Below are 26,428 nucleotides of genomic sequence, written 5' to 3' on the forward strand. Positions count from 1 at the left end.
GGTCAGCGTCCGCGCAGGAAGAGCTTGTCCAGCTCACCCAGGGTGACCAGGGTCCAGGTCGGACGACCGTGGTTACACTGGCCACTGCGTTCCGTGGCCTCCATGTCGCGCAGCAGGGTGTTCATCTCGGGAATGGTCAGTTGGCGATTGGCCCGCACCGAACCGTGACAGGCCATGGTCCCCAGCAGTTCGTTGGTCACGGCCTTGACCCGATCCGACTGGCCGTGCTCCACCAGGTCCGACACCACATCCCGCACCAGTTGCTCGGTGTCCGCGCCCCGCAGCAGCGCCGGGATCTGGCGCACCACCAGGGTTTCCGGTCCCATGCGCTCTATCTGCAGCCCCACCGCTTGCAGCTCGTCGACGTGCGATTCGGCGATGCTGGCCTCGCGCTGGCTTACGGCCAGGGTCAGCGGCACCAGCAGCGGCTGGCTCTTGAGATCCTGCGCGTCCAGCGCGATTTTCATGCGCTCGTAGGTAATCCGCTCGTGGGCGGCGTGCATATCCACCACGATCATGCCCTGGCTGGTCTGCGCCAGGATGTAGATGCCGTGCAACTGGGCAATGGCGTAGCCCAACGGTGGTTCGGTGCCATCGGATTGCGGTGGCGTCGGCGCTGGCTGCGCCGTGAACGGTGCGGGCGCCTCGGCAACGCTGGCCTGGACGCCTGCCTCGGCGGGCGTCGCAGACGTCATGCCGCCGCCACCGTTCAGGGACTGGTAGAACGCCATCTGGTCGTCCGACTGCCAGCCCACCGGCCGTTGCTGACCGGCGTGGTAGCCAATGCCCTCGTTGCCATTGCCACCGAATCCGGCCGGGGAATGACTCACCGGCGCTGCTGCGCCTTCGCTGCCAGCAGGAGCGGCACCGCCATAGGTCGCCTCGCGGCTCAACGACTGGGCGACCGCGCCATGCATATGATCCTGTGGTTTAACTTCACCCAGCGCCCGATGCAGCGTGCGGAAGATAAAGTCGTGCACCAGCCGGCCATCACGGAAGCGCACCTCATGTTTGGTGGGATGGACGTTGACGTCCACGTTGGCCGGATCCAGTTCCAGGTAAAGCACGAACGCCGGGTGCCGGTTGTTGTAGAGCACGTCCCGGTAGGCCTGGCGCACCGCGTGGGCCACCAGCCGGTCGCGGATCACCCGGTGGTTGACGAAGAAGTACTGCAAGTCCGACTGACTGCGGGAAAAGGTGGGCAGCGCCACCCACCCCCACAGACGCAGCCCGGACGCCTCGGCGTCGATGACAACGGCGTTGTCGATAAACTGCTGACCGCACAGGGAGCCGATCCGGCGCTCACGGTCCAGCGGCGTCATGGCCGGGCGCAGGCTCTGAATGCCGCGCTGGTTATGACGCAGGGTGAAACCGGTCTCGAAGCGCGCCAGCGCCTGACGGCGGACGCACTCCTCGATATGCCCGAACTCGGTCTTTTCGGTCCGCAGGAACTTGCGTCGCGCCGGTGTGTTGAAGAAAAGATCCCGCACCTCGACAGTGGTGCCCACGGGATGAGCGGCCGGCGATACCCGGGCATCCATATCACGCCCTTCAACTTCCACCCGGCACGCGGCTTCGGTATCCACCGTACGCGACGTCAGCGACAGCCTGGAGACCGAACTGATACTGGCCAGTGCTTCACCGCGAAAACCCAGCGACGCCACCGCTTCCAGATCGTCCAGGTCAGCGATCTTGCTGGTGGCGTGCCGGCTCAACGCCAGCGGCAGCTCTGCCTCGGCAATACCAACACCCGTATCCCGCACGCGGATCAGCTTGACGCCGCCCTGCTCCACTTCAACCTCGACACGATCGGCTCCCGCGTCCAGGGCGTTCTCAACCAGCTCCTTGACCACCGACGCCGGACGTTCGACGACCTCACCGGCGGCGATCTGGTTTGCGAGACGGGGACTGAGCAGTCGGATTTCGGACATGGGGACGCGGCGCCTCTGTCAGTGGCATGGGTCGGTGGCGTAAGCGCGTCATGATAACAGAGACGGGCGTCCTGTCTCAGGGTCTCGATGCGGGGCGCGGAGATCCCCCGCTTCAGGACGCCGGGATCTTGATCGTCTGACCGACCATCACCTGATCGCTGGACAGGTTATTCAACTCCTTGATGCGGTTGACCGTCGTGGCGTTGCGGCGCGCCACGGCGGAGAGGGTATCGCCCCGCTGGATGCGATAGGACGCCATCCCCTGCCCGTTCCGCTTCTCCCAGGCCAGCAGCGTCCCAGGCGGTGGCGTATCGCGGAAATAGGAGTCAACGCCTTCCCAGATCGCGTGGGCCAGCTTGCTGCGATAGGCCGCCGACTTCAGGTTGCGCTCTTCCTGCGGGTTGGAAATAAACCCGGCTTCCACCAGGATCGACGGGATGTCAGGCGACTTGAGCACCACGAACGCCGCCTGTTCAACGCCATGCTTGTGCAGCCTGGCCACATGCCCCAGGTTCTTCAGGACGTGGTCCCCCACCCCGACGCTGGCATTGATGCTGGCGGTCATGGACAGGTCCAGCAGCACACCGGCCAGAACCTCGTTCTTGTCGTCCAGCGATACGCCGCCAACCCCGCCGATCAGGTCGGAACGGTTCTCGTTGCGGGCCAGCCAGCGTGCGGTTTCACTGGTGGCGCCACGGCGGGACAAAGCAAACACCGAGGCCCCACGCGGTTGCGGCGTACGGAACGCATCGGCGTGGATCGACACGAACAGGTCGGCATTCTGCTTGCGGGCCAGCAAGATCCGCTGACGCAGCCCGATGTAGTAGTCGCCATCCCGGGTCAGACGTGCGGTGAAGCCCGGCTGGGCATCGATAATCGCCTTGAGCTTGCGCGCCAGGGGAAGGACCACATCCTTCTCGTGGGTGCCGCTGGGGCCGCTCGCGCCGGGGTCCTCCCCGCCGTGGCCGGCGTCGATCATGACGATGATATCGCGCTTGCCATCACGGTTCTCCGACAACACCGGCTTGGACGGCTCGTTGCGCTCGGCGCCCTCCTGAATCAGGTCCACTACCAGGCGGTTTCCGTACTCGGCGTTGGGCTCCAACTGGAAGCTACGTGGTTTGACGTCGCGCTTGAGGTCCAGCACCACGCGCAGGTCATCGCCATGCCGTGGGGCACTGCGAATGCGCTGGATCGGGCTACCGGACAGGTCCAGCTTGCTGAAGCTGGTATCCAGTCGGGTGTTCTTGATGTCAATCACCAGGCGAGACGGATTTGCCAACGAGAAAATGGAATGATCCACTTCGCTGCCCATATCAAGCACCAGCCGCGTATGGTCGGGCGCCGGCCAGATGCGAACCCCTTCCACGCGGGTCTGCGCCTGAGCGGTGCCGGCCAGGCACAGCAGCCCGGCCAGTAGCCATGGAACCGTCCTGTCGAGGATGTGCCGCATTTCAGTCTTCACTCTGCTGCGTTCCTTGTCGTTCAGTCAGTCGGGCCGATGTGCGGAGATTGCTCCGCCGACGGCCTCAAGCAGGCGTCGGCCACGGGCCGAGGCCGCCACCAGTTTCGCTTCCCGGCCGCTACCCGCTACCGCCAGGCTGATGGCGCAATCCGCCGCCGGCAGCACGCCTTCACCCTGCTCGGGCCATTCGATCAGGCAGATCACCTGATCTTCCAGGTAGTCCCGGATCCCCATGTACTCAAGCTCTTCGGGGTCACCCAGCCGATAGAGATCGAAGTGATAAACAGGCGGCTGCAGGGTGTCGTAGGGTTCCACCAGCGTGTAGGTCGGGCTCTTCACGGCGCCTTCATGGCCCATGGCCTGGATAAAGCCTCGACTGAAGGTGGTCTTGCCCGCCCCCAGCGTGCCGCTCAGGTGCAACACGCAGCCCTCGCCGGACGCGCCGATGGCTCCGGCCATCAAAGCACCCAGGCGCTGTGTCGCCGCCTCGTCCGCCAGACGGACGGTTAGGACCGCCTCACCGGCGGGTGTCTTGTCCACCCCAGTCACAGCCATTCAACCTCTTCGGCCTGCCCGGCCCTCTTCGTCAACGTTGATGATTATTCGTTTCGCGTCGCCGATCCAGCCACCGGCGTCCGGCTACTGCCAGCTATCGATAGCCCAGCGGAATCAACACGCCCTCGGCTTCGCCCAACACCGACGGCAGCCGGTCGATCAGGTCCATCGGCAACAGGCCCATGAAGCCTTTTTCCAGGGCAGCACGGTCCGCCGCCTCGGCGTGCAGGCTGGCGCCCAGCACCGTAGCCTGCGCGGCAGGCAACCCCTGCGCCACCAGGGCGCCAATGATACCCGAAAGCACGTCACCCATCCCGCCGGTGGCCATACCCGGATTACCACCCTGTACCAACACCGGAAGATCCAGGGCATCGGCCTGGACCAGCGTGCCGGCCCCCTTGAGCAACGCAACGCCGCCATAGCGTGCCTGCAGTGCGTTGACCGCCGCCAGGCGATCGCGGCCAATGGCGCGGTTATCGCACTCCAGCAGCCGGGCCGCTTCCCCCGGATGTGGCGTCAGAATCCAGCTATCGCGTGGGTCGACGGCGCGACTGGCCATCAGGTTCAGGCCATCGGCGTCCACCAGCAGCGGGCCATCGAAAGTCAGTACCTGCTGCAGCATCTGCTGGCCCCAGGCACCCTGACCGGCACCCGGTCCGAACACAATGACATCGGCACCGGAAACCAGCGGCGCCAGTTCGTTGCCGTGCTCCACCCCTCGAACCATCAGCGAGGGGCAGCGAGCCAGGGCTGCGCCCACATAGTCGGGGCGGGTTGCCAGCGTCACCAGACCAGCCCCGGTGCGGGCCGCAGCCTCGGCCGCGAGCAGGCCTGCCCCGCCAAACCCCTGATCCCCGGCCACCACCAGAAGGCGGCCGCAATCCCCCTTGTGGGCGCCCCGTCGCCGGGCGGGCAAATGGCCGGCGACCCGGTTCCAGTCCACCCGCTGCGCGATGGCGGGCACCGCATCATAGATGGCCCCGGGAACCCCCAGATCATCGAACAACAGGTCACCGCAGACGTCCGGCCCACGGCCGGTCAGCAGCCCCGCCTTGAGTCCGATAAAGGTGACGGTCGCCGTTGCTTCCACCGCATCGGTCTCAATCCAGCCGCTGGTGGCATCCAGGCCGGACGGCACGTCCACCGCGAGGACCGCGCAGCCGCTGCGGCGAACGCAGGCGATCACCTGATCGAAGGGCGCCCGCAAGCGACCGGTAATACCCGTACCCAACAGGGCATCCACCGTCACGTCCGCCTGCTTCAGCCAGTCGTCCAGTTGGTCGGCGTCAGCGTCCCGCCCCCACTGGGCCAGGCTCACGCCGTTGGCGGTGGCGGATTCGAAGGCCGTGCGCGCGTCGCCTTTCAGGCGCGCCGGATCGGAGACCGCCACGCAGCGAACCGAAAACCCCTGGCGGTGCGCCGCGTCAGCGACGAGGTAACCGTCGCCGCCGTTATTGCCGGCGCCGCACAACACCAGTACCGAGCGGGCCATCGGCCAATGCCGGACCAACTGGCGAAAGGCGCTGCGGGCCGCACGCTGCATCAGGTCGTAACCGGGCACCCCGTGCTCATCGATGGCACAGCGATCCAGAGCCTGTACACCATCCGCAGCGTAGAGTCTGTCTGGTAAACTGGCGGTAGCCGTCGCGCTCATGGGCCTATTTCCTTGGGTCGTCAATGCGGCCGCCGGGATTCCTGTGCGCCCCGGGACAGAATCCGGTTGAAGTCATCGGGCCAGATGACTGTTAAGCATAGCAAAACGATTCAAAAGGTCATAACTTAATCAATGTTAACCGAAAGCCTCGACAGCCTCGCCCGGCAAATACATGACTGGGCGAACGAACTCGGCTTCCAGGCCGTGGGCATCACCCACCCGGAAACCGGCGAGCATGGCGCGCACCTGCAGCGCTGGCTGGCGGCGGGGCGCCACGGCGAAATGAGCTATATGGCCGACCATGGCCGCAAGCGCTATACCCCCGCGGAGCTGGTACCGGGCACCGCCCGGGTGATTTCCCTGCGCATGGACTACCTGCCGTCACCGGACAGCCCCGCCCGGATCCTGAAGAATCCGGAAAAGGCCTATCTGTCCCGCTACACCCTCGGGCGCGACTACCACAAGCTGATTCGCAAACGCCTGGCGCAACTCGCCAAGCGTATCGACGACGCCCTGGAAGGTCACCAGCATCGCGCCTTCGTCGACAGCGCCCCGGTACTGGAACGCGCTCTGGCACAGCGCGCGGGTCTGGGCTGGATCGGCAAGAACACGATGCTGATCAATCCCAAGGCGGGCTCGTTTTTCTTTCTTGGCGAGATCTTTACCAGCGCGCCCCTGCCGGTGGACCCACCGTTTGCGACCGAACACTGCGGCAGCTGCTCCGCCTGCCTCCAGGTCTGCCCTACGGACGCCTTCGTCGGCCCGCACCAACTGGATGCCCGACGCTGCATCAGCTATCTGACGATCGAGCTGAAAGGATCCATCCCGGAAGAACTGCGCCCGCTGATGGGCAACCGCGTATTCGGCTGCGACGACTGCCAACTGGTCTGCCCCTGGAACAAGTTCAGCAAGCCCAGCGACAAGGACGACTTCCAGCCCCGACACCACCTGGACAACAGCGAGCTGGCAGAACTGTTCCTGTGGACCGAGGCGGATTTCCTCAAGCGCACCGAAGGCTCGGCCATCCGCCGCACGGGCTACGAGGGCTGGCTGCGCAACCTGGCGGTGGGGCTGGGCAACGCCCCGTCAACCATTCCGGTGATCGAGGCGCTGAAACACAGGGCCAACCATCCCTCGGAACTGGTTCGGGAGCATGTGCACTGGGCGCTCAGGCGGCATGGGGTTGCTGACTTAGGCGCCGCTGACGTCGATTACGGTTCCAGACGGAAGAACTGTTCACGATAATGCCGCAGCTCGTCAATGGAGTCGCGGATGTCATCCAGGGCCAGGTGAGTCCCCTTCTTTTTCACCCCCGCCAGGACGTCCGGACGCCAGCGGCGGGCCAGCTCCTTGATGGTGCTCACGTCCAGGTTGCGGTAGTGGAAAAAAGCCTCCAGGGCCGGCATGTAGCGCACCAGGAAGCGGCGGTCCTGGCCGATGCTGTTGCCGCACAGGGGGGATTGACCCGCTTCGAGGTGCTGCTCAAGGAAATCAATCGTCTGGCGCTCGGCGTCCGCCTCCGACAGATCGCTTTCCTTGACCCGCTGGGTCAGACCGCTTTCGCCGTGCGTCCGCGTGCACCACTCATCCATGCTGTCGAGCAGGCTGTCCGGCTGGTTAATGGCCAGCACCGGTCCCTCGGCGATCGTATTGAGGTCGGAATCGGTCACGATGGTGGCGATTTCGATGATCCGTTCCTGATCCGGGTCGAGCCCGGTCATTTCCAGATCGATCCATACCAGTCGATCGGCTGCGGCCATGATGGTTACTCCTGCAGATTTGGGTAATACGGTGTGATTGCCGGGCGCTGGCCCCGTATAATCGGCGCCAACCAGGCTGCCAATGATGGCACATTTAGCCGGACAGGCAGAAACTCCAGCAGGCAAAGACACGACCCATGGCAAAACGTCGGCTCAACAAGCAGCAGAAATGGCGCATCGAGAAAATCCAGGAAGAGCGCGCCGCCCGCGCCTCACGAAGGGAACGGGACATTGACCGCAAACTGCAGTCGGGCGAGCTGGGGGACGAGCAAAGCGGGCTGATCATTGCCCACTTCGGCAAACAGATCGACGTGGAAGTGCTTGAAGGCGAGCAGCGCGGCGAGATCACCCGCTGCCACGTGCGCACCAATCTGGGCCCGCTGGTCACGGGCGACCGCGTGATCTGGCGCCCCGGTGCCGACGACCTGGGCGTTATCGTCGCGCTCCAGGACCGGGACAGCCTGCTGCAACGCCCTGACAAATTTGGCCAGCTCAAGCCCGTCGCCGCCAACATCGATCACATCATCCTGGTCATCGCGCCGGAACCGGAGCCGCACGACAACCTGGTCGACCGCTATCTGGTGGCGGCGGAGAACTGCGACATCACCCCCGTCCTGCTGCTCAACAAGACGGACCTGCTCAGCGACGACAATCGCTCGGCGATCAATGCCCTGCTGGAGCGCTATCGGGGACTGGGCTACCAGGTCGAGCAGACCTCGGTGCACCATGCCCCGGAAGAGGACTCCACCATTGAGCGTCTGCTGAAGGACCGAACCAGCGTGTTCGTCGGCCAGTCGGGCGTGGGAAAATCGTCCATCATTCGCCGTCTGCTGCAGGACAACAGCATTCGCGTGGGCGACGTGTCCGAAAGCACTGGCAAGGGCGTACACACCACGACCACCGCCCGCCTGTTTCACCTGGGCAACGGCGACCTGATCGACTCACCGGGCATCCGCGAGTTTGGTCTCTGGCATATGGATCCGGAGCACCTGGAGTACGGCTTCCGGGAAATCCGGCCGCTGATCGGCACCTGCCGCTTCCGCAACTGCCGGCATCAGGCCGAACCCGGCTGCGCCCTGCTGGAAGCCGAAGCCAGGGGCGACATCAGCCCGGAGCGTATGCAGAGCTTCCGCCGCATCTATACGGAAATGGAGAATTCGGACTGGCAGCAGCCCGGCTGACTACCAGTTCACCTCGTCGGGATCGGCCTCGGGCTGGGGATCGTACCAATCGCCTGACCTGAGCTGGTCCAGGGCCGCGTCGGACTCGGCCTCGGACGGCTCGGTCAGGTCGATGACCGGCTGCGCACCGGCACCGGAATCCGACTGCATTTCCTGCACCGTCTTGTTGTTGAGGACGATGATCGCGATGCGGCGATTGACCGGCGCCCGCGGGTTGTCCTTGTCGAACAGCACCGAATCGCTCAGCCCGACCACCCGACCGATCTGCCCGGAGCGCACACCGCCGGCCACCAGCGCGCGTCGGGCGGTATTGGCGCGATCTGCCGACAGCTCCCAGTTGGTGTAGCCGGGACGACCCACAAACGGTGTGGCGTCCGTGTGACCGGTGATGCTGAGCTTGTTCTGGACCTGGCCCAGCGGCTTGGCCAGTTCGAACAGGATATCCTGCGAGTAGTACTTCAGGCGCGCACTGCCACTGTCGAACATGGGACGCTGGGAGCGGTCGACGATCTGGATTCGCAGCCCTTCGTCGGTGATATCGATCAGCAGCTGATCCTTGAACTTCTGCAGGGTCTCGCTGCTCTCGATCTGCTCCTGGAGATCCTGGAAGAGCTCCTGCATCTGGCGCTGCTCCAGGGTATCCGCCAACTCCTCGATGGTCTGGTCTTCCAGACGAACCTCGGAGTCGGCGACATCGGCCGTGGACGCATCAACCACAGACGCACTGCCGCCCAGATCGATGGGGTTGCGACTGGCCGCCTCGGTGAAACCCACCGGATCCTTGAAGTAGCCGGAAATCGCCTGCTTCTCTTCCGGCGTTGCAGTCATGGTGAGCCACATCACCATGAAGAAGGCCATCATGGCCGTCGCGAAGTCGGCAAAGGCTACCTTCCAGGAGCCACCGTGATGGCCGCCGGAAACCTTCTTGACCCGTTTGACGATGATCGGCTGTTCTTCCACGGCGAACCTCAGTAACCAGCCAGCGGCTTACTTGGAGCGGACATGATCGTTGAGCTCCTGGAACTCCGGCCGCTTGTCACTGGGCAGCGCCTTGCGGCCAAACTCGATGGCCATCTGCGGGGCCTGTCCGGCGACCGTCGCCAGGATGGCGGATTTGGCGCATTCGTAGGCGCGCAGTTCGTATTGGGCCTGGTGTTCCATAGCGGTGGAGGTGGGCCCGACAAAGCCATAGCCCATCCAGATCCCCAGGAAGGTACCGACGAGCGCCGCGGCCACCTTTTGACCGATCATCTCCGGCGGACCGCCCAGCAGACTCATGGTGATCACGATCCCCAGCACGGCCGCCACGATCCCCAGCCCTGGCAGGGCGTCCGCCACCTTGGCGACGGCGTGGGACGGCTCGTGCAGCTCATGCTCGCGATTGTCCAGCTCCTTGTCCATCAACCCTTCGAGTTCGTGGGGCGCCATGTTGCCGGAGCTGATGATGCGCATGTAGTCGGTAATGAAATTCAGCAGTTTCTTCGACTTCATCACCGCCGGATAGCTGGTGAAGATCTGGCTTTCACCGGGATTATCGATGTCTTCCTCGATGGCCATTACGCCCTGCTTGCGCGACTTGTCGAACAGGTCGTAGAGCAGACTGAGCAGATCCAGGTAGAAGGCCTTGTTGAAGGGCGAACCGGTCAGCAACCGCAGCATCCCGGAAATCGTTTCCTTGATGGTGTGCATCGGGTTGGAAATGATGAAGGCGCCGATGGCCGCGCCGAAGATGATCAGCACTTCGAGCGGCTGCCACAGGGCCATCAGCTGCCCCTTGGACAGCACAAAACCGCCCAGCACACTGGCCGCGACTATGATTGCACCGAGGATTAATGCCATTTGCTGCTAACTGCCTCTATTTCTAGCCTGCCCGCCCGGCCCGATAGCCGGTACTGCCGGGATTCAGCCCCTGGCACGCGGATACGATTTGACGGGAAAGGTGAACGCTGGCCCCGCTGACACCGGTCGTGCCCTGGCGCCTGTTGAGGAGCCCCCGGAATGTCGAAAAAGATTCCGGAGCCATTCCAGCACTTTCCTGCATATCGGCACGAACGGCGCCAGCTTGAGCGTCCGTTGGACCGGAAATTTTTCAGAATCATAGCAAGAGCCGGCATTGAGCGCGAAAAATGCGCCCCTGCACAACCCGGTCTATCCTCCCCCCGCGACTCGTCGCCAATCTGTTAAGATGCCGCATCACTGACCAACGATACGGACTGCGAGAGCAACCATGCCCGACCTGCCCCTGGTGATTGAAACAGACACCCTGGCGTCACTGATCGATAACGAGGAGGACATCCTCATCATCGACCTGTGCCATCCGGAGCGCTACGCCAGCGGCCACATTCCGGGTGCGGTCTATGTGCACCCCCAGGAAACGCTGCTGGGCTACCCGCCGGCGCCGGGCAAGCTGCCCACGGTGGAAGCCCTGCAGGAGCTGACCGCCCGGATCGGCCTGACGCCCGACAAACCCGTGGTGGTGTACGACGACGAAGGCGGTGGCTGGGCCGGTCGTTTTATCTGGCTGCTGGACTGCATCGGTCACGAGCACGCGAGCTACCTGAACGGTGGCTGGCTGGCCTGGCAGGCGGAGGAGCGGGAGCTGACCACCGACGTACCGGATCCGCAGCCTGGCCACTACCCGATCATCATCCGCCCGGAACCAACGGCCACGCTGGACGAAGTGCTCAAGGGACTCGACTCCCCGGACCAGGTCATCTGGGACGCGCGCTCGCCCGGGGAATACTACGGTCAGCGCATCGCCGCCGCCAAGGCGGGACACATACCGGGCGCCCACAACCTGGAGTGGACCCAGTTGATGGACACCACCCGGGAGTTGCGACTCAAGCCCGATGCCGAACTGCGTGAACTGCTGGAACAGCACGGCTTCAAGCCATCCCGAACACTGATCACTCACTGCCAGACCCACCACCGGTCCGGCCTGACTTACCTGGTTGCCAAATACCTCGGTTACCCGAAGGTCCGCGCCTACGCCGGATCCTGGGCCGAATGGGGCAACCACCCCGATACTCCCGTGGAGACGTAATCCCGATGCAAGAAAAGCTCTTTGTCATGAGCCAGTACCTGGCGCCCCAGCTCGGCCTGTCCCGGCTGGCCGGACGCCTGGCAGACAACGACCGGGTTCCGGCACTCAAGGACCGGGTCGTGCGCTGGTTCATCGAGCGCTATGGCGTGGACATGTCCGAGGCGGTCGATGCCGACCCAGCCGCCTACGCCAGCTTCAATGACTTCTTTACCCGCGCGCTCAAGCCCGGCCTGCGCCCGGTTGATGACGATGCGAAAGTGATGACCAGCCCGGTGGACGGCGCCATCAGCCAACTGGGCACGATCGCCGACGGGCGTGTATTCCAGGCCAAGGGACAGACCTTCAGCCTGAACGAGCTGCTCGGCGGCGATGCCGAGCGCGCCGCCCCGTTCGAGGACGGCCAGTTTGCCACCATCTATCTGGCTCCCAAGGATTACCACCGCATCCACATGCCGCTGGCAGGCACGCTGCGGGAAATGGTGTACGTGCCCGGCCGCCTGTTCTCGGTCAACCCGGTCACCGCCGCCAACGTGCCCAACCTGTTCGCCCGCAACGAGCGCGTGGCGGCGATTTTCGATACCGAATGGGGGCCGATGGCGATGGTGCTGGTGGGCGCCATGATTGTTGGCAGCGTGGAAACCACCTGGGCGGGCGTCGTCGCGCCCGGCACCGGCAAGGTCAGCAGCGTGGACTATTCGGCGGAAGAGCCGATCCGATTCGAAAAGGGCGAGGAAATGGGCCGTTTCCGCCTGGGCTCAACCGTCGTCCTGCTGATGCCCAAAAACAGCATGAGCTGGTCGGATAACCTGCAGGCCGAAACCGTCCTGCGTATGGGACGCCCCATCGGCCAGCGCGACGACTGATCAGGCGGGCGACTCAGGCCCGCTCGATCGGAAACGCCAGCACATCACTGATATCGCGGGTCCCCAGGGCCCGCATCAGCAGACGATCCAGCCCCAACGCGACCCCGGCACAATCCGGCATACCCGCCGCCAGCGCCTCCAGCAGCGCTTCATCCAGAGCCATCTCCGGCTTGCCATGTTGCCGGCGCAAGGCGTTGTCCGCCTCGAAACGCCGGCGCTGCTCGTCGGCGTCGGTCAGTTCCCAATAGCCGTTACACAATTCAAGGCCATCCAGGTAAAGCTCGAAACGATGCGCCACCCGATGACCGTCCACGTCCCGCACCCGCGCCAGGGCCGCCTGACTGGCCGGATAATCGTGAATGAACACCGCCGGCACGCTTTCCAGTGCAGGTTCCACCTGGTGCGTCATGATCACATCGAGGCAGGCGTCGCGATCCAGTGAGTCGGCGAATGCCGCGTCACCCGCCAACGCCGCCACCCGGCCCCGAAGTTCGATCAGGCTCACGGTAAACGGATCCAGCCCCGCATAACGCAGGAAGGCCTCGCGGTAGGTCAGGCGTTCCGGCTCCGGCAGGTCGAGCCAGCCGCACACCAGAGCCGCCACCTCGTCCATCAGGGCCTGATCGTCGAAATCCGGCCGATACCACTCCAGCAACGAGAACTCGGGATTGTGACGCACCCCCCGCTCACCGTCGCGAAACGCCCGGAAAACCTGGTAGATCGGCCCGCTCCCCGCCGCCAGCAGGCGTTTCATGTGGTACTCGGGCGAGGTCTGCAAAAAAGCCTCGCCGCCACCGCCGCAGCCGGCTACCGGCAACAATCGGGCGGTGACGCAATCGAGATGCAGGTCGGACACGCCATGTCGCGCCAACACGGGGGTCTCCACTTCCAGCACAGCGCGCTCGGCGAAGAACTGGCGGACATGAGCCAGCAGTCGCGCACGCTCGCGCAGCGCCCGCAGGGACGCGGTCGGTGGCCAGGATGGGGAATCAGTCATGTCGTGCGGGTTCAAGATTCGAGGAAGGTCTGAGATCAACCGGCGACGCGGCTTCCCGCAGGAAACCGCATGCACCGACAGGGCGGATCAGTTGGTTTTGACCCGGCTGACGTACTCACCACTGCGGGTATCGACCTTGAGTACTTCGCCAATGGTGATGAACAGAGGAACGTTCACAACCGCGCCCGTGGACAGGGTCGCCGGCTTGGAGCCGCCCTGAGCGGTGTCGCCTTTCATACCCGGATCGGTATCGACCACTTCCAGCTCGACAAAATTGGGCGGGGTCACGGTCAGCGGCGCGCCGTTGTACAGGGTAACCGTGTAGACGTCCTGCTCCTTGAGCCATTTCAGCGTATCCCCAACAGCTTTCTCGTCCGCCGGATGCTGTTCGAAGGAGCCGTCGGTGGCCATGAAGTGCCAGAATTCGCCGTCGGTGTAGAGATACTCCATCTCCTGGTCCATGACGTCCGCCGCTTCGAGGCTCTCACCGGATTTGAAGGTGCGCTCCCAGACCCGGTTGGTCATCAGGTTGCGGAGCTTGACGCGGTTGAAGGCCTGACCTTTGCCCGGCTTGACGAACTCATTCTCGAGCATGATGCAGGGATCGCCATCCAGCAAAACCTTAAGACCACCGCGGAATTCATTGGTAGAATACGAAGCCATGAAAATCTCACCTGAAATAGTGCTGTTGGGAAATCAAAGGGGCTCATGATACAGCGAACCCCCACCCCGGTAGAAGCCCGTGATCTTCGGCAACCCACTTTGACCTGGCAACAGGAGCTGGCGCGGGCGGTCAATAATCCCCAGGCGCTGCTGCAGGAACTGGGGCTACCCGGCGACCTGCTCCCCGGCGCTCACGCCGGCGACCGACTGTTCGGGCTGCGCGTGCCGCGCCCCTATCTGTCACGGATCGAATACGGCAATCCGGACGATCCGTTGCTGCGCCAGGTGCTGCCACTGGAAGCGGAAATCCATTCGCGGGACGGTTTCGTCAGCGACCCCCTGGACGAATCCAGCCACATGCAACAGCAGGGGTTGATTCGCAAATACCAAAGCCGTGCCCTGCTGATGGTAACCGGCACCTGTGCCATCAATTGCCGCTACTGTTTCCGTCGCCATTTCCCCTACGGCGAGAACCGATTGTCGCCGGACGCCCGCGCCGAAGCGCTGACCAGTCTGCGCGAGAGCCCGGAGATCAACGAAGTCATCTTCAGCGGCGGCGATCCGCTGGCGGTCAACGACAATCGACTTGCCGCCTGGGCCGACGACCTGGCAGCCATCCCCCACCTGCGCCGGCTGCGCATCCATTCCCGGCTACCGGTGGTGATTCCACAACGGGTTGATGATCGCCTGCTCGAGTGGCTGTCACGGACGCGCCTGCAAACTGTGATGGTGGTCCACATCAACCACCCGCGGGAAATCGACGATGCCGTGCGGGATGCCATGGCGCGACTGCGCGATATCGGTGTAACTCTGCTCAACCAGAGCGTCATTCTGCAAGGCGTCAACGACCGCCCGGAAATTCTCGCCGAGCTCAGTGAAACCCTGTTCGATGCCGGCATCCTGCCCTACTATCTGCATGCCTTTGATCCGGTCGCCGGTGCCGCCCATTTCGACGTCAGCGACGAGCGAGCGCGCCAGATTGCCCGTGAGCTACTGGAGAGACTGCCCGGATTTCTCGTGCCGAAACTGGTCCGCGAGATTCCCGGAAAAACGAGCAAAACGCCCCTTGACCCGTAGCCAGCGACGCGCCTTTTTGCCGATCCGGGCTAAAATGCCCGGATCGGCAAAAGCGTCAAGAAACACGTCATGACGGGCCAGAAAAAGCCATTCCGGGACACCGAACGCCACTTTTTTGTCAAACAATGTCAACTTGGGACATTCTGGCTTTCTGCAAAGCCTTTGCTATTTTAAAGTCAGGGCGAGGTGTATAAAGATATGACTTTTCGTCCTTTTTCGCGTCGCTCATCGAAGAGCAAACGCCAGCGCCAAGACGCCACCAGGGATGCTGAAAAACAACAACCGCCCGAGGCAGGGAGCCGGACAGACGGTATGACGTCAAAACCCGAACTGACATTGCCCGAGCAGAAAATAGCCAACCTGTCTTTCTGTGATGCGACGCCCAAGGCGTTCGGGCGGTGGGTCCGCGCCTTGCCGGTTGCCAATATTGGTGAAACGTCGCGCCAGCTCTATCACGCCATCATTGAGCTGAATCAGTTGATCATTCCGCCCCAGCAGCGACTCCAGTTGCTGGAGCAGATCCGGCCGCGCATCAACTTCGTGTGCCAGGAACTGTCGCGGCACTATCTCGGCCTGGCCATCGCCCTGCCGGACAAACAGCGCAAGATTGCCAACCTGTCCCAGGCACTGCAGCTCCACCTGGCCAACGGTTACAAGACCACCCTGACCGAACTGGTAGACGCCGGAGCCCTCGACCGGAATCGCCAGACCGTTGCCACCGCCTGCCATCGCATCATCAGCGACCTGGGGTACACGATACTGCGGGCGCACCAGCTTTACTGCCCGAGCCCGGCCCGCAGCTGGCTCGAGTGCCATCGCGTGTTCCGTTTCAGCCGGACCCATCGCCTGCACGATATCGCCGTCGGGGACGACACCCTGAAGCACCACGACGGCAGCACGGTGGCCGAAGCCTACACTCGATTGCTGCTGCTGGGCTGCGCTCGTGCCAACCAGTTACGCCAGAGCGAGCTGACCCAGGTTTTCGAACTGTTCGAGTCGTGGGCGGACCGGGTACAACTGAGCTCATCCGACGTTGCCGGCAACCAGTTCCTGATCAACATGGAACGCGACGCGGCCCCCATCTACACCAGCCTGGTCGATGCCAACGACATCACCGACGATTGCTACGGCCTGGATACCGTCGCCCTGTCGGAAGAGATCAACGACGTCCTGCACAACCGCAGCAGCAAGAACAAGACGAGCGAAGCGAACCTCCCCCTGCCGGCGGCCGTGTCGGACAACCTGCTGACGCACCTTTCCCAGGCCTTTGGCGTGCTGACCAAGCGCAACTACAAACGCATTGAGACCAAGGGCGAGCTGGAAGTCGCCGTGGGTCTTTCCGCGGCCCATTACTACATTGCCGGCGAAGTGTCGTTCAAAACGTTCGTAGCCACCGGCGAAAGCCCGTCGGACGATGCCCACAACTATTTCCTCCGCCAGGCGCGACGACGTAACGACGCCTGGGCAGACGCCCATGACGCGTCCCCGTCCGGCGATTTCCGCTCTGCCTCCGACGCCCCCATCACCTTCCGCGGAGCCGGCGGTTCCCGGGAGACCGAAGAAGCCAGCAAGCGCCCCCGCACCTATCGGACCCCGCTGGTCAACACCAGCCCCGGCGGATACTGCATCAGTTGGTCGGGCGACATGCCGCCATCCCTCCAGGCCGGTGAGCTGCTCGCCATCCGCGAGCAACCCAAGCACCCCTGGAGCGTGGCGGTGGTTCGCTGGATTCGACAGCTGCGTCAGCAAGGCACCCAGATCGGGATTGAACTGCTGGCACCGAGCGCCACTCCCTGCGGCGTCCGGCTGATCCAGAAGGTTGGCAACAGCAGCGAATTCCTGCGCGGCCTGCTGCTGCCGGAAGTCGCGGTCATCGGCCAGCCACCGACACTGGTCACGCCACGCCTGCCGTTCCAGCAGGGTAGCCGCATCGTGCTGCGCCAGGGTGATCGCGAGGACAATGGGCAGCTGTCGAAGCGGGTGTCCGCGACCGGGAGCATCAGCCAGTTCGAGCTGCGCCTGCAGACACCGAACACCCCATCGGAGCCGCGTTCGTCGTCAGGCCCCGCGTCCGGCACCAGCGAGGATGAATTCGACTCTCTCTGGCCTTCCCTGTAAGCTTCACAGTCTGTGACGCCGGTCTAAACTGGCAAATCGGATGCCCGCATCGCTATGCTCTGACTCTGATTCAGGCATAATAGCGATGCGACACCCGAATCCATTCCAATCCTCCCGCTTTCCGCTGTGGGAGGATGAGCTGTGCGAGATGGTTTACGAATGCAGAAGAAGAAAGCGACGGTTCATCTGCTGATCCTCGACCCTTCCCAGAACGACGCCGAAACCCTGGTTAGCCTGCTGAGAAACTCCGGACACGCCACGCGGGCCCATCGGGTCACCTCCGAGGAAGACCTCGAAGAAGCGCTGCGCACCAGCAACTGGGATCTGATGCTGGCCCGGGACATTGAGCAGGAAGTCTCCCCGGACTCGGCGCTGGCCCTGGTCAAACGCCTCGACAAGGACATTCCCTGCATTCTGATCTCGCCGGAGCCGGACCACGACCGGACAGTCGCCGTCATGAGGATGGGCGCCCAGGCCGCCGTGCCGGAAGGTCATCGGGAAATGATCATGCTGACGGTGAACCGGGAGCTGGCCAGCCTGGAAGCGCGCCGCCAGCGGCGGGTTCTGGAATCGCACCTGCGCGAGTCCGAGCAGCGCTGCCAACTGCTGCTGGAAAGCTCCAAAGACGCCATCGCCTACATCAACGACGGAATGCACATCTATGCCAACCAGTCCTACATGGACTTTTTTGGCTACGACGACATCGACGAGATGATCTGCATTCCGGCCCTCGACACACTGGCGTCGTCCAGTCACGAGGACTACAAGATTTTCATGAAGGCCTTCGCCGAGCACAAGGAAGACGGCATGGCCCTGAATTGCATCGCCAAGCGCAGTGACGGCACCGAACTGAAAATTGTCATGAAGGTGTCCGCAGCCACATACGACGGCGAGCCCTGTACCCAGATCGTGGTACAGCCGGAACAGGACAACGCCGAGCTGGAAGAAAAGCTCAAGCAGATCAGCACCCAGGATCTGCTGACCGGCCTCTACAACCGTCAGCACCTGATGGACGAGTTGGGCCGGGTGATCGTCACCGCCGGTGAAACCAACGAGACCGGCGGACTGGCCTACATTGCCCTGGACAACTTCATGCAGGTACGCAGCCAGGTGGGCATCGCCGGCGCCGACCTGATGCTGGGCGACGTGGCCAGCATGCTGCGCGACAGGGTGGACGACGAGATGACCCTCGCGCGGCTCAGCGACGACGCCTTCTGCCTGCTGGCCCTGCCCTGCCAGGAAACCCGCATGGCGGAAATCTGCGAATCCATCCGCAAGGCCATCGAAGACCACCTGTTCGAAGTCTCCGGCAAAACGGTCCAGGTCACCGTCAGCATCGGTATTGCGGCCATCACCGAGAACGCGCCCAAGGCGCCGGACCTGCTGGGCCGGGCCCACACCGCATCGTCGGAAGTGCGCAAGCTGGAAGGGCATGAGAACGGTAATGGCGTGCTGGTCTACAACCCGGCCGTGTACGAGTCGCTCAACGACAACAATTCAGTGGAAGCCATCCAGAAGGCCCTGGAAGAGGACCGCTTCCGTCTGCTGTTCCAGCCGATCATCAACCTGCGCGGCGAAGGCGAAGAGCACTACGAAGCGTTCGTGCGCATGCTCGACAAGGACGACGGGGAAGTTTCCCCCTACGATTTCCTGCCACCGGCCGGCCCGTCCGACATGGCCAGCAAGATCGATCGCTGGGTGATCCTCAAGACCATCAAGCACCTGGCCAGCCATCGCTCCAAAGGCCACGACACGCGGCTGTTCCTGAACGTGACCGCCGAAACCATCCAGGACAAGACGTTTACGCCCTGGCTCAGTGTCGCCCTCAAGGCCGCACGCCTGCCGGGCGACTCGCTGATCTTCCAGATCCGCGAAGGCGACGCCAACAATTACATGAAGCCGGCGCGGGAGTTTGCCAAGTCCCTGCGCGAGTTGCACTGCAAGGTTTCGATCTGTCAGTTCGGCTGCGCGCTGAACCCGTTCAACACGCTCAAGCACGTGGACGTGGACTACGTGAAGATCGACGGCTCCTTCACCGAGGAAATCCAGAAGAACGAGGATGTGAAGGAAGAGGTCAAGGAAATGGTTGCCTCCCTGCAGAGCAGCGGCAAGCTGACCATCATCCCGCTGGTGGAGAACGCCTCGGTGCTGGCCACCCTGTGGCAGGCCGGCGTGAACTACATCCAGGGTTACTACCTGCAGGCGCCGGTTCCGGAAATGGATTACGACTTCGGGGACCAGTAGAGCCCCCGCATTGCGACCGGCGCCTGGACCTAGTCAGATCCCCCGGTTCGCATCGCAAAGGCCGCCGAAACGGACGTTTCGGCGGCCTTTTTATTGGGGTTGACCCGTCTGACCTAGGAGCCCGATGCCTTAACCGCGTGCACCGTATCGCTTTCGCGGAAGCCGATCAGGTAGAGAATCGCATCCAGCCCCAGCGTCGAAATCGAATGGCGCGCCGATTCCTTCACCAGCGGCTTGGCGCGGAACGCCACGCCCAGACCGGCCTGGCTCAGCATCGGCAGGTCGTTGGCGCCGTCTCCAACGGCAATCACCTGTTCCGGCGACACCCCTTCCCGTTCGGCGATTTCCAGCAGCAGCTCCGCCTTACGCTTGCCATCCACGACCTGGCCCGATACCTCACCGGTCACCTTCCCGTTCTCGATGGCCAGCTCGTTGGCGTGAACGAAATCGATCCCCAACCGCGCCTGCAGGAAGCGGGCAAAGTAGGTAAAGCCACCGGACAGGATCGCGGTGCGGTACCCCAGGGCTTTGAGCGTACGGATCAGGTGCTCTGCGCCCTCGGTCATTTTCAGGCGCGCGGCGATGCCTTCCAGCACCGCCTCGTCCAGCCCCTTCAACAGCGCCAGACGCTCAGCAAAGCTCTCGCTGAAGTCCAGTTCGCCACGCATGGCCCGCTCGGTGATCTCGGCCACCTGATCGCCAACGCCGGCTTCCCGGGCCAGTTCGTCGATGACCTCCGCCTCGATCAGAGTGGAGTCCATATCGAACACCACCAGACGACGGTTGCGGCGGAAAATGGAATCCTCCTGGAACGCGATATCAACATTCAGCTCGCCGGCAATCTTGAGGAAGTCCGTACGCAACGCCTCCAGATCACTGGGCGTGCCGCGGACCGAGAACTCAACGCAAGCCAGACGATTGTCCGCCCGGTTCAACGACGGGCGCGCCGACAGGCGACTGATGTTGTCGATGTTGAGACCGTGCCGCGCGGTGATCTCCGAAACCCGGGCGATATGCTCCGCCTGGATGTCGCGCGCCAGCAGCGTGACGATGTAGCAGGCCCGGTTACGGCCCGCCGCCCACTGCTGGTATTCCTCTTCAGTGATCGGCGCGAAATGCACCTGCAGGTCCAGCGCGTGAAGCCGGAACAACAGGTCGCGGATCACGTGAGGCGCGTTCGCCTCCTCGGGAATCTCCGCCAGGATGCCCCAGGTCAGGTGATCGTGGATCACCGCCTGACCGATATCCAGGATGCGTACGTTGTAGCGCCCCATGATCCCGGTAATCTCGGAGGTCAGCCCCGGCTTGTCACGGCCGGACACATTGATCAGGACCAGCTCACTCACTGTCGTCGGCTCCTTGCTCGTCGCCAGCCGGAGCATCCGGCGTGGCGCGAACGACATCCAGGGACTCAACCCGCTGCAGCCCGCGCGGCAGCTTGTGCCCACGCCGGCCACGTTCGCCCTGGTAATGTTCGAGGTCGCCGAACTGCAGGGTCATCTTGCGCTTACCCGCCTGGATCACCAGCTGATCGGCCGGCGAGAAGACGCCCACGGCAACCACCAGCTCCTCACGCGTCTGTACGCGCGCGGACGGTATGCTGATGATCTTGTTGCCCTTGCCCTTGGCCAGCTCCGGCAGTTCTTCGAGCGGGAAGACCAGCATCCGCCCTTCGTTGGTGATCGCTGCAAGGTGCAGATCATCCCCTTCCGGCACCTCCACCGGCGGCATGATCCGCGCGCCCTTGGGCACCGAGACCACCGCCTTACCGTTGCGGTTCTTGCTGATCAGGTTTTCCAACTGGCTGACGAAACCGTAGCCACCGTCGGTGACAAACAGCACCCGCTGTTTCGGATCCCCCATCAACAGCCCCGCAAAACCCGCGCCGGACGGCGGGTTGATACGCCCCGTCAATGGCTCGCCCTGCCCCCTCGCGGATGGCAGCGTATGAGCCAGCAACGCATAGGCCCGCCCGGTGGAATCCAGGAACACCGCCTGCTCGTTGTTGCGCCCCCGGGCAGCCAGGGCAAAGCGATCGCCGGCCTTGAAGCTGAGCCCGTTGGGGTCAATGTCGTGCCCTTTGGCAGCCCGCACCCAGCCTTTCTCGGACAGGACAACGGTCACCGGGTCGTTGGACACCAGATCCACGTCACTGAAGGCCCGGGCTTCCTCGCGCTCGACGATGGGCGAACGGCGCTCGTCGCCAAAGGTCTCGGCGTCGGCCTGGAGTTCGGACTTGATCAGGTCGCGCAACTTGTCCTCCGAGCCCAGGATGGACTGCAGGTGATCCCGCTCCTGGGACAGTTCCTCCTGCTCGCCCTTGATCTTCATTTCCTCGAGCTTGGCCAGGTGGCGCAGTTTCAGTTCGAGGATGGCTTCAGCCTGCTCGGGACTCAGGCCAAAGCGCCGGATCAGTTCGTCCTTGGGCTTGTCCTCGTAGCGGATAATCTCGATGACTTCATCGATGTTCAGGAACGCGACCAGCAGGCCTTCCAGGATATGCAGGCGCGACAGCACCTTGTCGAGGCGGTGCTGCAGTCGGCGCCGAACCGTCGTGGTGCGATAGCTCAGCCACTCGGTCAGCAGCGTACGCAGATCCTTGACCTGCGGGCGACCGTCGATACCGATCATGTTGAGGTTGACCCGGTAGGTCTTCTCCAGGTCGGTGCTGGCGAACAGGTGCGTCATCAGGCCGTCCAGGTCGACCCGGTTGGAACGCGGCACGATCACCAGCCGCGTCGGGTTCTCGTGATCGGACTCATCACGCAGGTCCGCCACCATGGGCAGCTTCTTGCCCTGCATCTGCTGGGCGATCTGTTCCAGCACCCGGGCGCCGGACACCTGGTGCGGCAGCTCCGTCACCACAATTTCGCCGTTTTCCCGGGACCACCTGGCCCGCATGCGCAGGGAGCCGCGACCGGTCTCGTACATCTTCCGGATGTCACTTCGCGGCGTGATGATCTCCGCACGGGTCGGGAAATCCGGCCCCTTGATGTGTTCGCCGAGCTGCTCGATCGTCGTCTCCGGCGCATCCAACAGGCGGATACAGGCCGCAGTGACCTCGCGCACATTATGCGGCGGAATGTCCGTGGCCATGCCGACGGCGATGCCGGTGGTGCCGTTGAGCAGCACGTGGGGCAGGCGCGCCGGCAGGCTGGCCGGTTCGTCCAGGGTGCCGTCAAAGTTGGGTACCCAGTCCACGGTCCCCTGGCCCAGCTCACTGAGCAGCACTTCGGAGAACGGCGCCAGACGGGATTCGGTGTATCGCATCGCGGCGAAGGATTTGGGGTCGTCCGGTGAGCCCCAGTTGCCCTGGCCGTCGATCAGCGGATAGCGATAGGAAAATGGCTGCGCCATCAGCACCATGGCTTCGTAGCAGGCGCTGTCACCGTGCGGGTGGAATTTACCCAGCACGTCGCCGACGGTTCGGGCGGACTTCTTGTACTTGGCCGTCGCCTTCAGTCCCAACTCGGACATGGCGTAAATAATGCGGCGCTGGACCGGCTTCAGACCGTCGCCCACGTGCGGCAGTGCGCGATCGAGAATGACGTACATGGAATAGTCGAGATACGCCTTTTCGGTGTAATCCCGCAGCGAAACACGCTCGAACCCTTCGTCGGTCGTCTGAAATTCAGCCATATCGGCCCCTTTTCCTGGAAGTTTTTCGGTCAGGCCGGTCTGCTGAGACGGCCTGATACGGGAATTTCCGGATCCGGTGCCGGCCCTTCCCTACAGCAAGCGGCCATTATAGAAAGGCCGCGCCTCACACACCAACCCCTGCCCCATTTTGCTTGCCAATCCGCAGATGGAATAGCGGAATCCACGAATGGAGGGGGTGCGGGGTGCTCTTTATTCTCGGTTCGTGGTTGGCGTCGAGCTGTTCCGATCACGGGCATGGCCACCGACCGGAACGGGCGATGTGATCCCCCGACACCGTGATCCCCCAACACATCGGGCGCAGCGGACGCGTCGTCTACTAGAGAAGGTGTTCGTCATTCTATGCAGACACAAACGCTGAAACTGGCACTCCGGGCCCTGGGCCGCTCCATCCTGGCAGCAACCGTCAATGCGGCGCTGGCCATGATGCTGATGCTCCTGGTCGAGTTCGCCATCAGCGGCGACTGGCACCTGGCCGACGCCTACCTGTACGCGGGCCTGCTGATCTGGCTGGTTGTCCTGAGCGGGCAGCTGTTCCGCCAGTATCGTCTTTGCCAGTGCCAGCGTGCACAGAACCACTGAGCCGACGCCGTCGCACCTTCTTAACGCCCTCCCCCGCCTCAATCCCCCGCGCCTCTCCGGGCAGCTGCTATCCTGACATTGAGTCCCACCAGCAGTGACGGGGAGAACAAGAATGAACCTGATCCGTAAACTTGGTCTGAAGACCAAGATCGTATTGCCTTTTGCGCTGACAGCCATCGCCATTGTGGTCCTTGGCGTTGTTAACCTGATGACAACACAAGGACTGGTCAACGACACGGATCGCGTTGCCCATAACTACGTTCCTTCGGTCAGCGCCGCCCTGAACGCGGACCGCGACCTTTACCAGGCCTACACCGCGCAACAGAACCTGATCTTCGCCGCCCAGGCCGGAGACGATATCAGCGGGTTCCTGGCGGGCTTCGAGGAGAACGCCACCCAGGCCATCGAGCGCATGGGCACCGTCCGCGAGCTGTTGGCCGAGGACGGCGTTGACCAGGAGCTGCAGGGCTTCGAAGCCGCCTATCGCGACTGGAAGGCCGAAGCCGACGCCGTGAACTCGATGGTGGAACAGGGCCAGTTGCAGGCGGCACGCACTGCCATGGCCGAGCAGGTCCTGCCCTTGTTCGAATCGCTGCGTACCTATTACGACGTGGCCGGCGCCTTTGCCGACCAGAACGCGGTCCTGACCGCCGAGGAGGCCACCGCGGAAGGCTACCAGAGCATGACCGCCACCGTCGTGGTGACGCTGGCGGTATTGGCCATCAGCGCGCTGATTTTCTTCGTGGCCACACGACTGATCATTGGCTCCATCAACCAGCTTCGCACCCGGCTCGATGACATCGCCGAAGGCGAAGGCGATCTCTCCAATCGGGTGCCAGTCGAGCTGGACGACGACCTCGGCCGCCTGGCCACCAGTTTCAATGCCGTCATCAGTAACCTTCAAGGCATGGTTCGCGAGATCAAGTCATTGTCCACGGACCTCCGCGAAGGCGCGGAGAAACTGGACAAGGCCGCTTCGGAAAACCGCGAGGGCATCACGCAGCAAACCGACGCCATTACCCAGGTGGCCACCGCCATCAACCAGATGCAGAGTGCCATCGAGGAAGTGGCTGGCAACGCCGGTAACGCCGCCGACGTGACGCGCAGCGCCCAGAGCAACACCGAATCCGGCGCGCGCATCATCAAGAATGCGTCGGAGGAGGTGAATCGTCTGTCCGATCAGATCGAGACGGCGGTCGGCGTTATCCGCAAGCTGTCATCGGACTCGGACAACATCACCTCGGTCCTGGATGTGATCCGCGGCATCGCCGAGCAGACCAACCTGCTGGCCCTCAATGCCGCCATCGAAGCAGCCCGTGCCGGCGAGCAGGGGCGAGGCTTTGCGGTCGTCGCCGACGAAGTGCGCACGCTGGCCCAACGCACCCAGGAGTCCACTTCTGACATCCAGACCATGATCAGCACACTGCAGAACGGCGTGGCGGACATTGTCTCGGTGATGGAAACCGGCAATCAGCAGGCGGAGCAGACGGTGAAGCTCTCCACCGAGGCGGAAAACGAACTGGGCTCCATCCTCACGGCCATGAACAGCATCAGCGACATCAACGCCAGTGTGGCGTCGGCCACCGAGGAACAGACCCAGGTAGTGGACGAAATCAATCGCAGCATCACGCGCATCCACGATCTGGCGCAGAACAGCGACGAGCGCTCGGTGGAGATCAACCAGATCAGCGAACTGCTGGCGGGACACGCCCAGACCCTGAATACGCAGGTCGGACGCTATCGGGTGTGAGAGAGACTGTCGGGAACCGGCTCAGGTGGCGATGCCGTAGGTGTTGGCAAACATCAGCGCCAACAGGAGCAGAGACATGCTGAGCGTGATGAACCGGAGTGATCGATTGCGCCTCGCGCGCTCCATAGAGGTACCCTGAGAATGACAAAACATCGCCATCATAAACCAGGCGATGTTTTGTCATCTACCCCCTCGTAACCCCGTGGCGCGAGGGGGTCTCGGCACTCATTTCCGGGGTTACTGGCGAATGCCTTCCACCGAGATGATGATGTCGACGGTGCTGGACTGCGGTCCCAGATCCATCGGGATACCGAAGTCCTTCAGGCGCAACTCAGTCTCCGCCTCGAAACCCATACGGTAGCCGCCCCATGGGTCCTCACCGTGGCCGATCATCTCGGCATCCAGGGTGATTTCCCTGGTCACGCCGCGCAGGGTCAGGTCACCCACGATGTCGGCCTCGCCCTTGTCGTCATCATCCATGACGATGCGTTTGCTCTTGAACGTCGCCTGCGGGAAGTCGTCGACCGACAGGAAGTCATCGCTGCGCAGGTGCTTGTCCCGCTCGGCATGATTGGAATCGACGCTGGCGGTATCGATGGTCACTTCCACGGAACTGTTGGCGGGGTTGGCGCTGTCGTAGGTGAACTGTCCGTCAAAATCGTTGAAACGACCGTACAGGTGGCTGTAGCCCAGGTGCGAAATCTTGAACATGATGAACTGGTGTGCGCCCTTGGTATCGAACGCGTAGGTGCCGTCTTCCTCCGCGGCCTGCACGCCTCCGGCCAGCACCGCCATGGACACCGCTGATGAAATCGCCAGTTTCTTGAACATAGAGTCTCTCCTTGTCTTGCCCCGCAGGGCGCTTTATTGGCTTGCTTGAACTTGAAT

Annotated in this window: 21 protein-coding genes; 9 read left to right on the top strand and 12 right to left on the bottom strand. The window is 63.2% G+C overall.

Annotation, left to right across the window (positions count from 1 at the left end; translation table 11 throughout):
• Positions 1-2: 2 nt before the first annotated feature.
• From mutL to GQB00_RS05490, 4 genes are all read right to left on the bottom strand, one after another.
• Positions 3-1,931 (bottom strand): DNA mismatch repair endonuclease MutL, encoded by a 1,929-nt coding sequence (mutL, locus tag GQB00_RS05475; RefSeq protein ID WP_165855469.1) that lies wholly within the window; start codon positions 1,929-1,931, stop codon positions 3-5.
• 112 nt (positions 1,932-2,043) lie between these two features.
• Positions 2,044-3,384 (bottom strand): N-acetylmuramoyl-L-alanine amidase, encoded by a 1,341-nt coding sequence (locus GQB00_RS05480; RefSeq protein WP_165856538.1) that lies wholly within the window; start codon positions 3,382-3,384, stop codon positions 2,044-2,046.
• A gap of 36 nt (positions 3,385-3,420) precedes the next feature.
• Complete coding sequence (gene tsaE, locus GQB00_RS05485) at positions 3,421-3,951, bottom strand: tRNA (adenosine(37)-N6)-threonylcarbamoyltransferase complex ATPase subunit type 1 TsaE (RefSeq protein ID WP_165855470.1); 531 nt, start codon at positions 3,949-3,951, stop codon at positions 3,421-3,423.
• 94 nt (positions 3,952-4,045) lie between these two features.
• A complete protein-coding gene (locus tag GQB00_RS05490) occupies positions 4,046-5,605 on the bottom strand; it encodes an NAD(P)H-hydrate dehydratase (RefSeq protein WP_165855471.1) in 1,560 nt (519 codons plus the stop codon).
• 132 nt (positions 5,606-5,737) lie between these two features.
• Between GQB00_RS05490 and queG the strand changes: the two genes are divergently transcribed.
• A complete protein-coding gene (queG, locus tag GQB00_RS05495; protein WP_165855472.1) occupies positions 5,738-6,850 on the top strand; it encodes a tRNA epoxyqueuosine(34) reductase QueG in 1,113 nt (370 codons plus the stop codon).
• Here queG and orn read toward each other — a convergent pair.
• Positions 6,817-7,365 carry an oligoribonuclease gene (gene orn, locus GQB00_RS05500; protein WP_111495686.1) on the bottom strand — a complete coding sequence of 183 codons (549 nt, stop codon included), beginning with the start codon at positions 7,363-7,365 and terminating at the stop codon, positions 6,817-6,819. The two genes, queG and orn, sit on opposite strands and share 34 nt — an antisense overlap.
• Before the next feature lie 137 nt (positions 7,366-7,502).
• On the opposite strand from orn, the gene rsgA reads away from it, so the two are divergent.
• Positions 7,503-8,546, top strand: coding sequence for a small ribosomal subunit biogenesis GTPase RsgA (rsgA, locus tag GQB00_RS05505; RefSeq protein ID WP_165855473.1), 1,044 nt, complete (start codon positions 7,503-7,505; stop codon positions 8,544-8,546).
• On the opposite strand, the gene motB is transcribed toward rsgA, so the two are convergent.
• Positions 8,547-9,506 carry a flagellar motor protein MotB gene (gene motB / locus GQB00_RS05510; protein ID WP_165855474.1) on the bottom strand — a complete coding sequence of 320 codons (960 nt, stop codon included), beginning with the start codon at positions 9,504-9,506 and terminating at the stop codon, positions 8,547-8,549. It lies immediately after the preceding gene.
• 27 nt (positions 9,507-9,533) lie between these two features.
• Complete coding sequence (motA, locus tag GQB00_RS05515; protein WP_111495683.1) at positions 9,534-10,385, bottom strand: flagellar motor stator protein MotA; 852 nt, start codon at positions 10,383-10,385, stop codon at positions 9,534-9,536.
• A gap of 388 nt (positions 10,386-10,773) precedes the next feature.
• Between motA and GQB00_RS05520 the strand changes: the two genes are divergently transcribed.
• Positions 10,774-11,589, top strand: coding sequence for a sulfurtransferase (locus GQB00_RS05520; protein ID WP_111495682.1), 816 nt, complete (start codon positions 10,774-10,776; stop codon positions 11,587-11,589).
• Between the two features lie 5 nt (positions 11,590-11,594).
• A complete protein-coding gene (asd, locus tag GQB00_RS05525; protein WP_165855475.1) occupies positions 11,595-12,452 on the top strand; it encodes an archaetidylserine decarboxylase in 858 nt (285 codons plus the stop codon).
• A 13-nt stretch (positions 12,453-12,465) separates the two neighbouring features.
• Here asd and epmA read toward each other — a convergent pair whose 3' ends face one another.
• Together epmA and efp are read right to left on the bottom strand one after the other, a co-directional pair.
• Entirely contained in the window at positions 12,466-13,449 is a 984-nt protein-coding gene (gene epmA / locus GQB00_RS05530) for an EF-P lysine aminoacylase EpmA (protein WP_165855476.1), read from the bottom strand.
• Between the two features lie 87 nt (positions 13,450-13,536).
• Positions 13,537-14,112 carry an elongation factor P gene (gene efp / locus GQB00_RS05535; RefSeq protein ID WP_111495679.1) on the bottom strand — a complete coding sequence of 192 codons (576 nt, stop codon included), beginning with the start codon at positions 14,110-14,112 and terminating at the stop codon, positions 13,537-13,539.
• 45 nt (positions 14,113-14,157) lie between these two features.
• Between efp and epmB the strand changes: the two genes are divergently transcribed.
• The 3 genes from epmB (at position 14,158) to GQB00_RS05550 (ending at position 19,551) form a co-directional block, all read left to right on the top strand.
• Positions 14,158-15,189: an EF-P beta-lysylation protein EpmB gene (gene epmB / locus GQB00_RS05540; RefSeq protein ID WP_165855477.1), complete on the top strand. Its 1,032-nt coding sequence runs from the start codon at positions 14,158-14,160 to the stop codon at positions 15,187-15,189.
• A gap of 312 nt (positions 15,190-15,501) precedes the next feature.
• Entirely contained in the window at positions 15,502-17,307 is a 1,806-nt protein-coding gene (locus GQB00_RS05545) for a GTPase (RefSeq protein WP_165855478.1), read from the top strand.
• Between the two features lie 159 nt (positions 17,308-17,466).
• Entirely contained in the window at positions 17,467-19,551 is a 2,085-nt protein-coding gene (locus GQB00_RS05550; protein ID WP_165855479.1) for an EAL domain-containing protein, read from the top strand.
• 113 nt (positions 19,552-19,664) lie between these two features.
• On the opposite strand, the gene serB is transcribed toward GQB00_RS05550, so the two are convergent.
• The gene (gene serB / locus GQB00_RS05555; RefSeq protein WP_165855480.1) at positions 19,665-20,897 is read right to left on the bottom strand and encodes a phosphoserine phosphatase SerB; all 1,233 of its coding nucleotides are present in this window, start codon (positions 20,895-20,897) and stop codon (positions 19,665-19,667) included.
• Complete coding sequence (gene parC / locus GQB00_RS05560) at positions 20,890-23,190, bottom strand: DNA topoisomerase IV subunit A (protein WP_165855481.1); 2,301 nt, start codon at positions 23,188-23,190, stop codon at positions 20,890-20,892. The genes serB and parC overlap by 8 nt, the downstream gene beginning before the upstream one ends.
• A 360-nt stretch (positions 23,191-23,550) precedes the next feature.
• Here parC and GQB00_RS05565 point away from each other — a divergent pair, with 360 nt between their 5' ends.
• Together GQB00_RS05565 and GQB00_RS05570 are read left to right on the top strand one after the other, a co-directional pair.
• Positions 23,551-23,790 carry a hypothetical protein gene (locus tag GQB00_RS05565; protein ID WP_228160530.1) on the top strand — a complete coding sequence of 80 codons (240 nt, stop codon included), beginning with the start codon at positions 23,551-23,553 and terminating at the stop codon, positions 23,788-23,790.
• A gap of 112 nt (positions 23,791-23,902) precedes the next feature.
• Complete coding sequence (locus tag GQB00_RS05570; RefSeq protein WP_165855482.1) at positions 23,903-25,540, top strand: methyl-accepting chemotaxis protein; 1,638 nt, start codon at positions 23,903-23,905, stop codon at positions 25,538-25,540.
• Positions 25,541-25,777: 237 nt separating this feature from the next.
• Here GQB00_RS05570 and GQB00_RS05575 read toward each other — a convergent pair whose 3' ends face one another.
• A complete protein-coding gene (locus GQB00_RS05575) occupies positions 25,778-26,371 on the bottom strand; it encodes a YceI family protein (protein WP_111495672.1) in 594 nt (197 codons plus the stop codon).
• Positions 26,372-26,428: the final 57 nt, after the last annotated feature.

Origin of the sequence: Marinobacter sp. JSM 1782161, assembly GCF_011421605.1 — a bacterium.
In the GTDB taxonomy this organism is placed as follows: domain Bacteria; phylum Pseudomonadota; class Gammaproteobacteria; order Pseudomonadales; family Oleiphilaceae; genus Marinobacter_A; species Marinobacter_A bohaiensis.

Bases quoted from the DNA above. Each gene is read 5' to 3' on its own strand.
- mutL (WP_165855469.1), bottom strand. From the start codon at position 1,931: ATGTCCGAAATCCGACTGCTCAGTCCCCGTCTCGCAAACCAGATCGCC.
- GQB00_RS05480 (WP_165856538.1), bottom strand. From the start codon at position 3,384: ATGCGGCACATCCTCGACAGGACGGTTCCATGGCTACTGGCCGGGCTG.
- tsaE (WP_165855470.1), bottom strand. From the start codon at position 3,951: ATGGCTGTGACTGGGGTGGACAAGACACCCGCCGGTGAGGCGGTCCTA.
- GQB00_RS05490 (WP_165855471.1), bottom strand. From the start codon at position 5,605: ATGAGCGCGACGGCTACCGCCAGTTTACCAGACAGACTCTACGCTGCG.
- queG (WP_165855472.1), top strand. From the start codon at position 5,738: ATGTTAACCGAAAGCCTCGACAGCCTCGCCCGGCAAATACATGACTGG.
- orn (WP_111495686.1), bottom strand. From the start codon at position 7,365: ATGGCCGCAGCCGATCGACTGGTATGGATCGATCTGGAAATGACCGGG.
- rsgA (WP_165855473.1), top strand. From the start codon at position 7,503: ATGGCAAAACGTCGGCTCAACAAGCAGCAGAAATGGCGCATCGAGAAA.
- motA (WP_111495683.1), bottom strand. From the start codon at position 10,385: ATGGCATTAATCCTCGGTGCAATCATAGTCGCGGCCAGTGTGCTGGGC.
- GQB00_RS05520 (WP_111495682.1), top strand. From the start codon at position 10,774: ATGCCCGACCTGCCCCTGGTGATTGAAACAGACACCCTGGCGTCACTG.
- asd (WP_165855475.1), top strand. From the start codon at position 11,595: ATGCAAGAAAAGCTCTTTGTCATGAGCCAGTACCTGGCGCCCCAGCTC.
- epmA (WP_165855476.1), bottom strand. From the start codon at position 13,449: ATGACTGATTCCCCATCCTGGCCACCGACCGCGTCCCTGCGGGCGCTG.
- efp (WP_111495679.1), bottom strand. From the start codon at position 14,112: ATGGCTTCGTATTCTACCAATGAATTCCGCGGTGGTCTTAAGGTTTTG.
- epmB (WP_165855477.1), top strand. From the start codon at position 14,158: ATGATACAGCGAACCCCCACCCCGGTAGAAGCCCGTGATCTTCGGCAA.
- GQB00_RS05545 (WP_165855478.1), top strand. From the start codon at position 15,502: ATGACGTCAAAACCCGAACTGACATTGCCCGAGCAGAAAATAGCCAAC.
- GQB00_RS05550 (WP_165855479.1), top strand. From the start codon at position 17,467: ATGCAGAAGAAGAAAGCGACGGTTCATCTGCTGATCCTCGACCCTTCC.
- parC (WP_165855481.1), bottom strand. From the start codon at position 23,190: ATGGCTGAATTTCAGACGACCGACGAAGGGTTCGAGCGTGTTTCGCTG.
- GQB00_RS05565 (WP_228160530.1), top strand. From the start codon at position 23,551: ATGCAGACACAAACGCTGAAACTGGCACTCCGGGCCCTGGGCCGCTCC.
- GQB00_RS05570 (WP_165855482.1), top strand. From the start codon at position 23,903: ATGAACCTGATCCGTAAACTTGGTCTGAAGACCAAGATCGTATTGCCT.
- GQB00_RS05575 (WP_111495672.1), bottom strand. From the start codon at position 26,371: ATGTTCAAGAAACTGGCGATTTCATCAGCGGTGTCCATGGCGGTGCTG.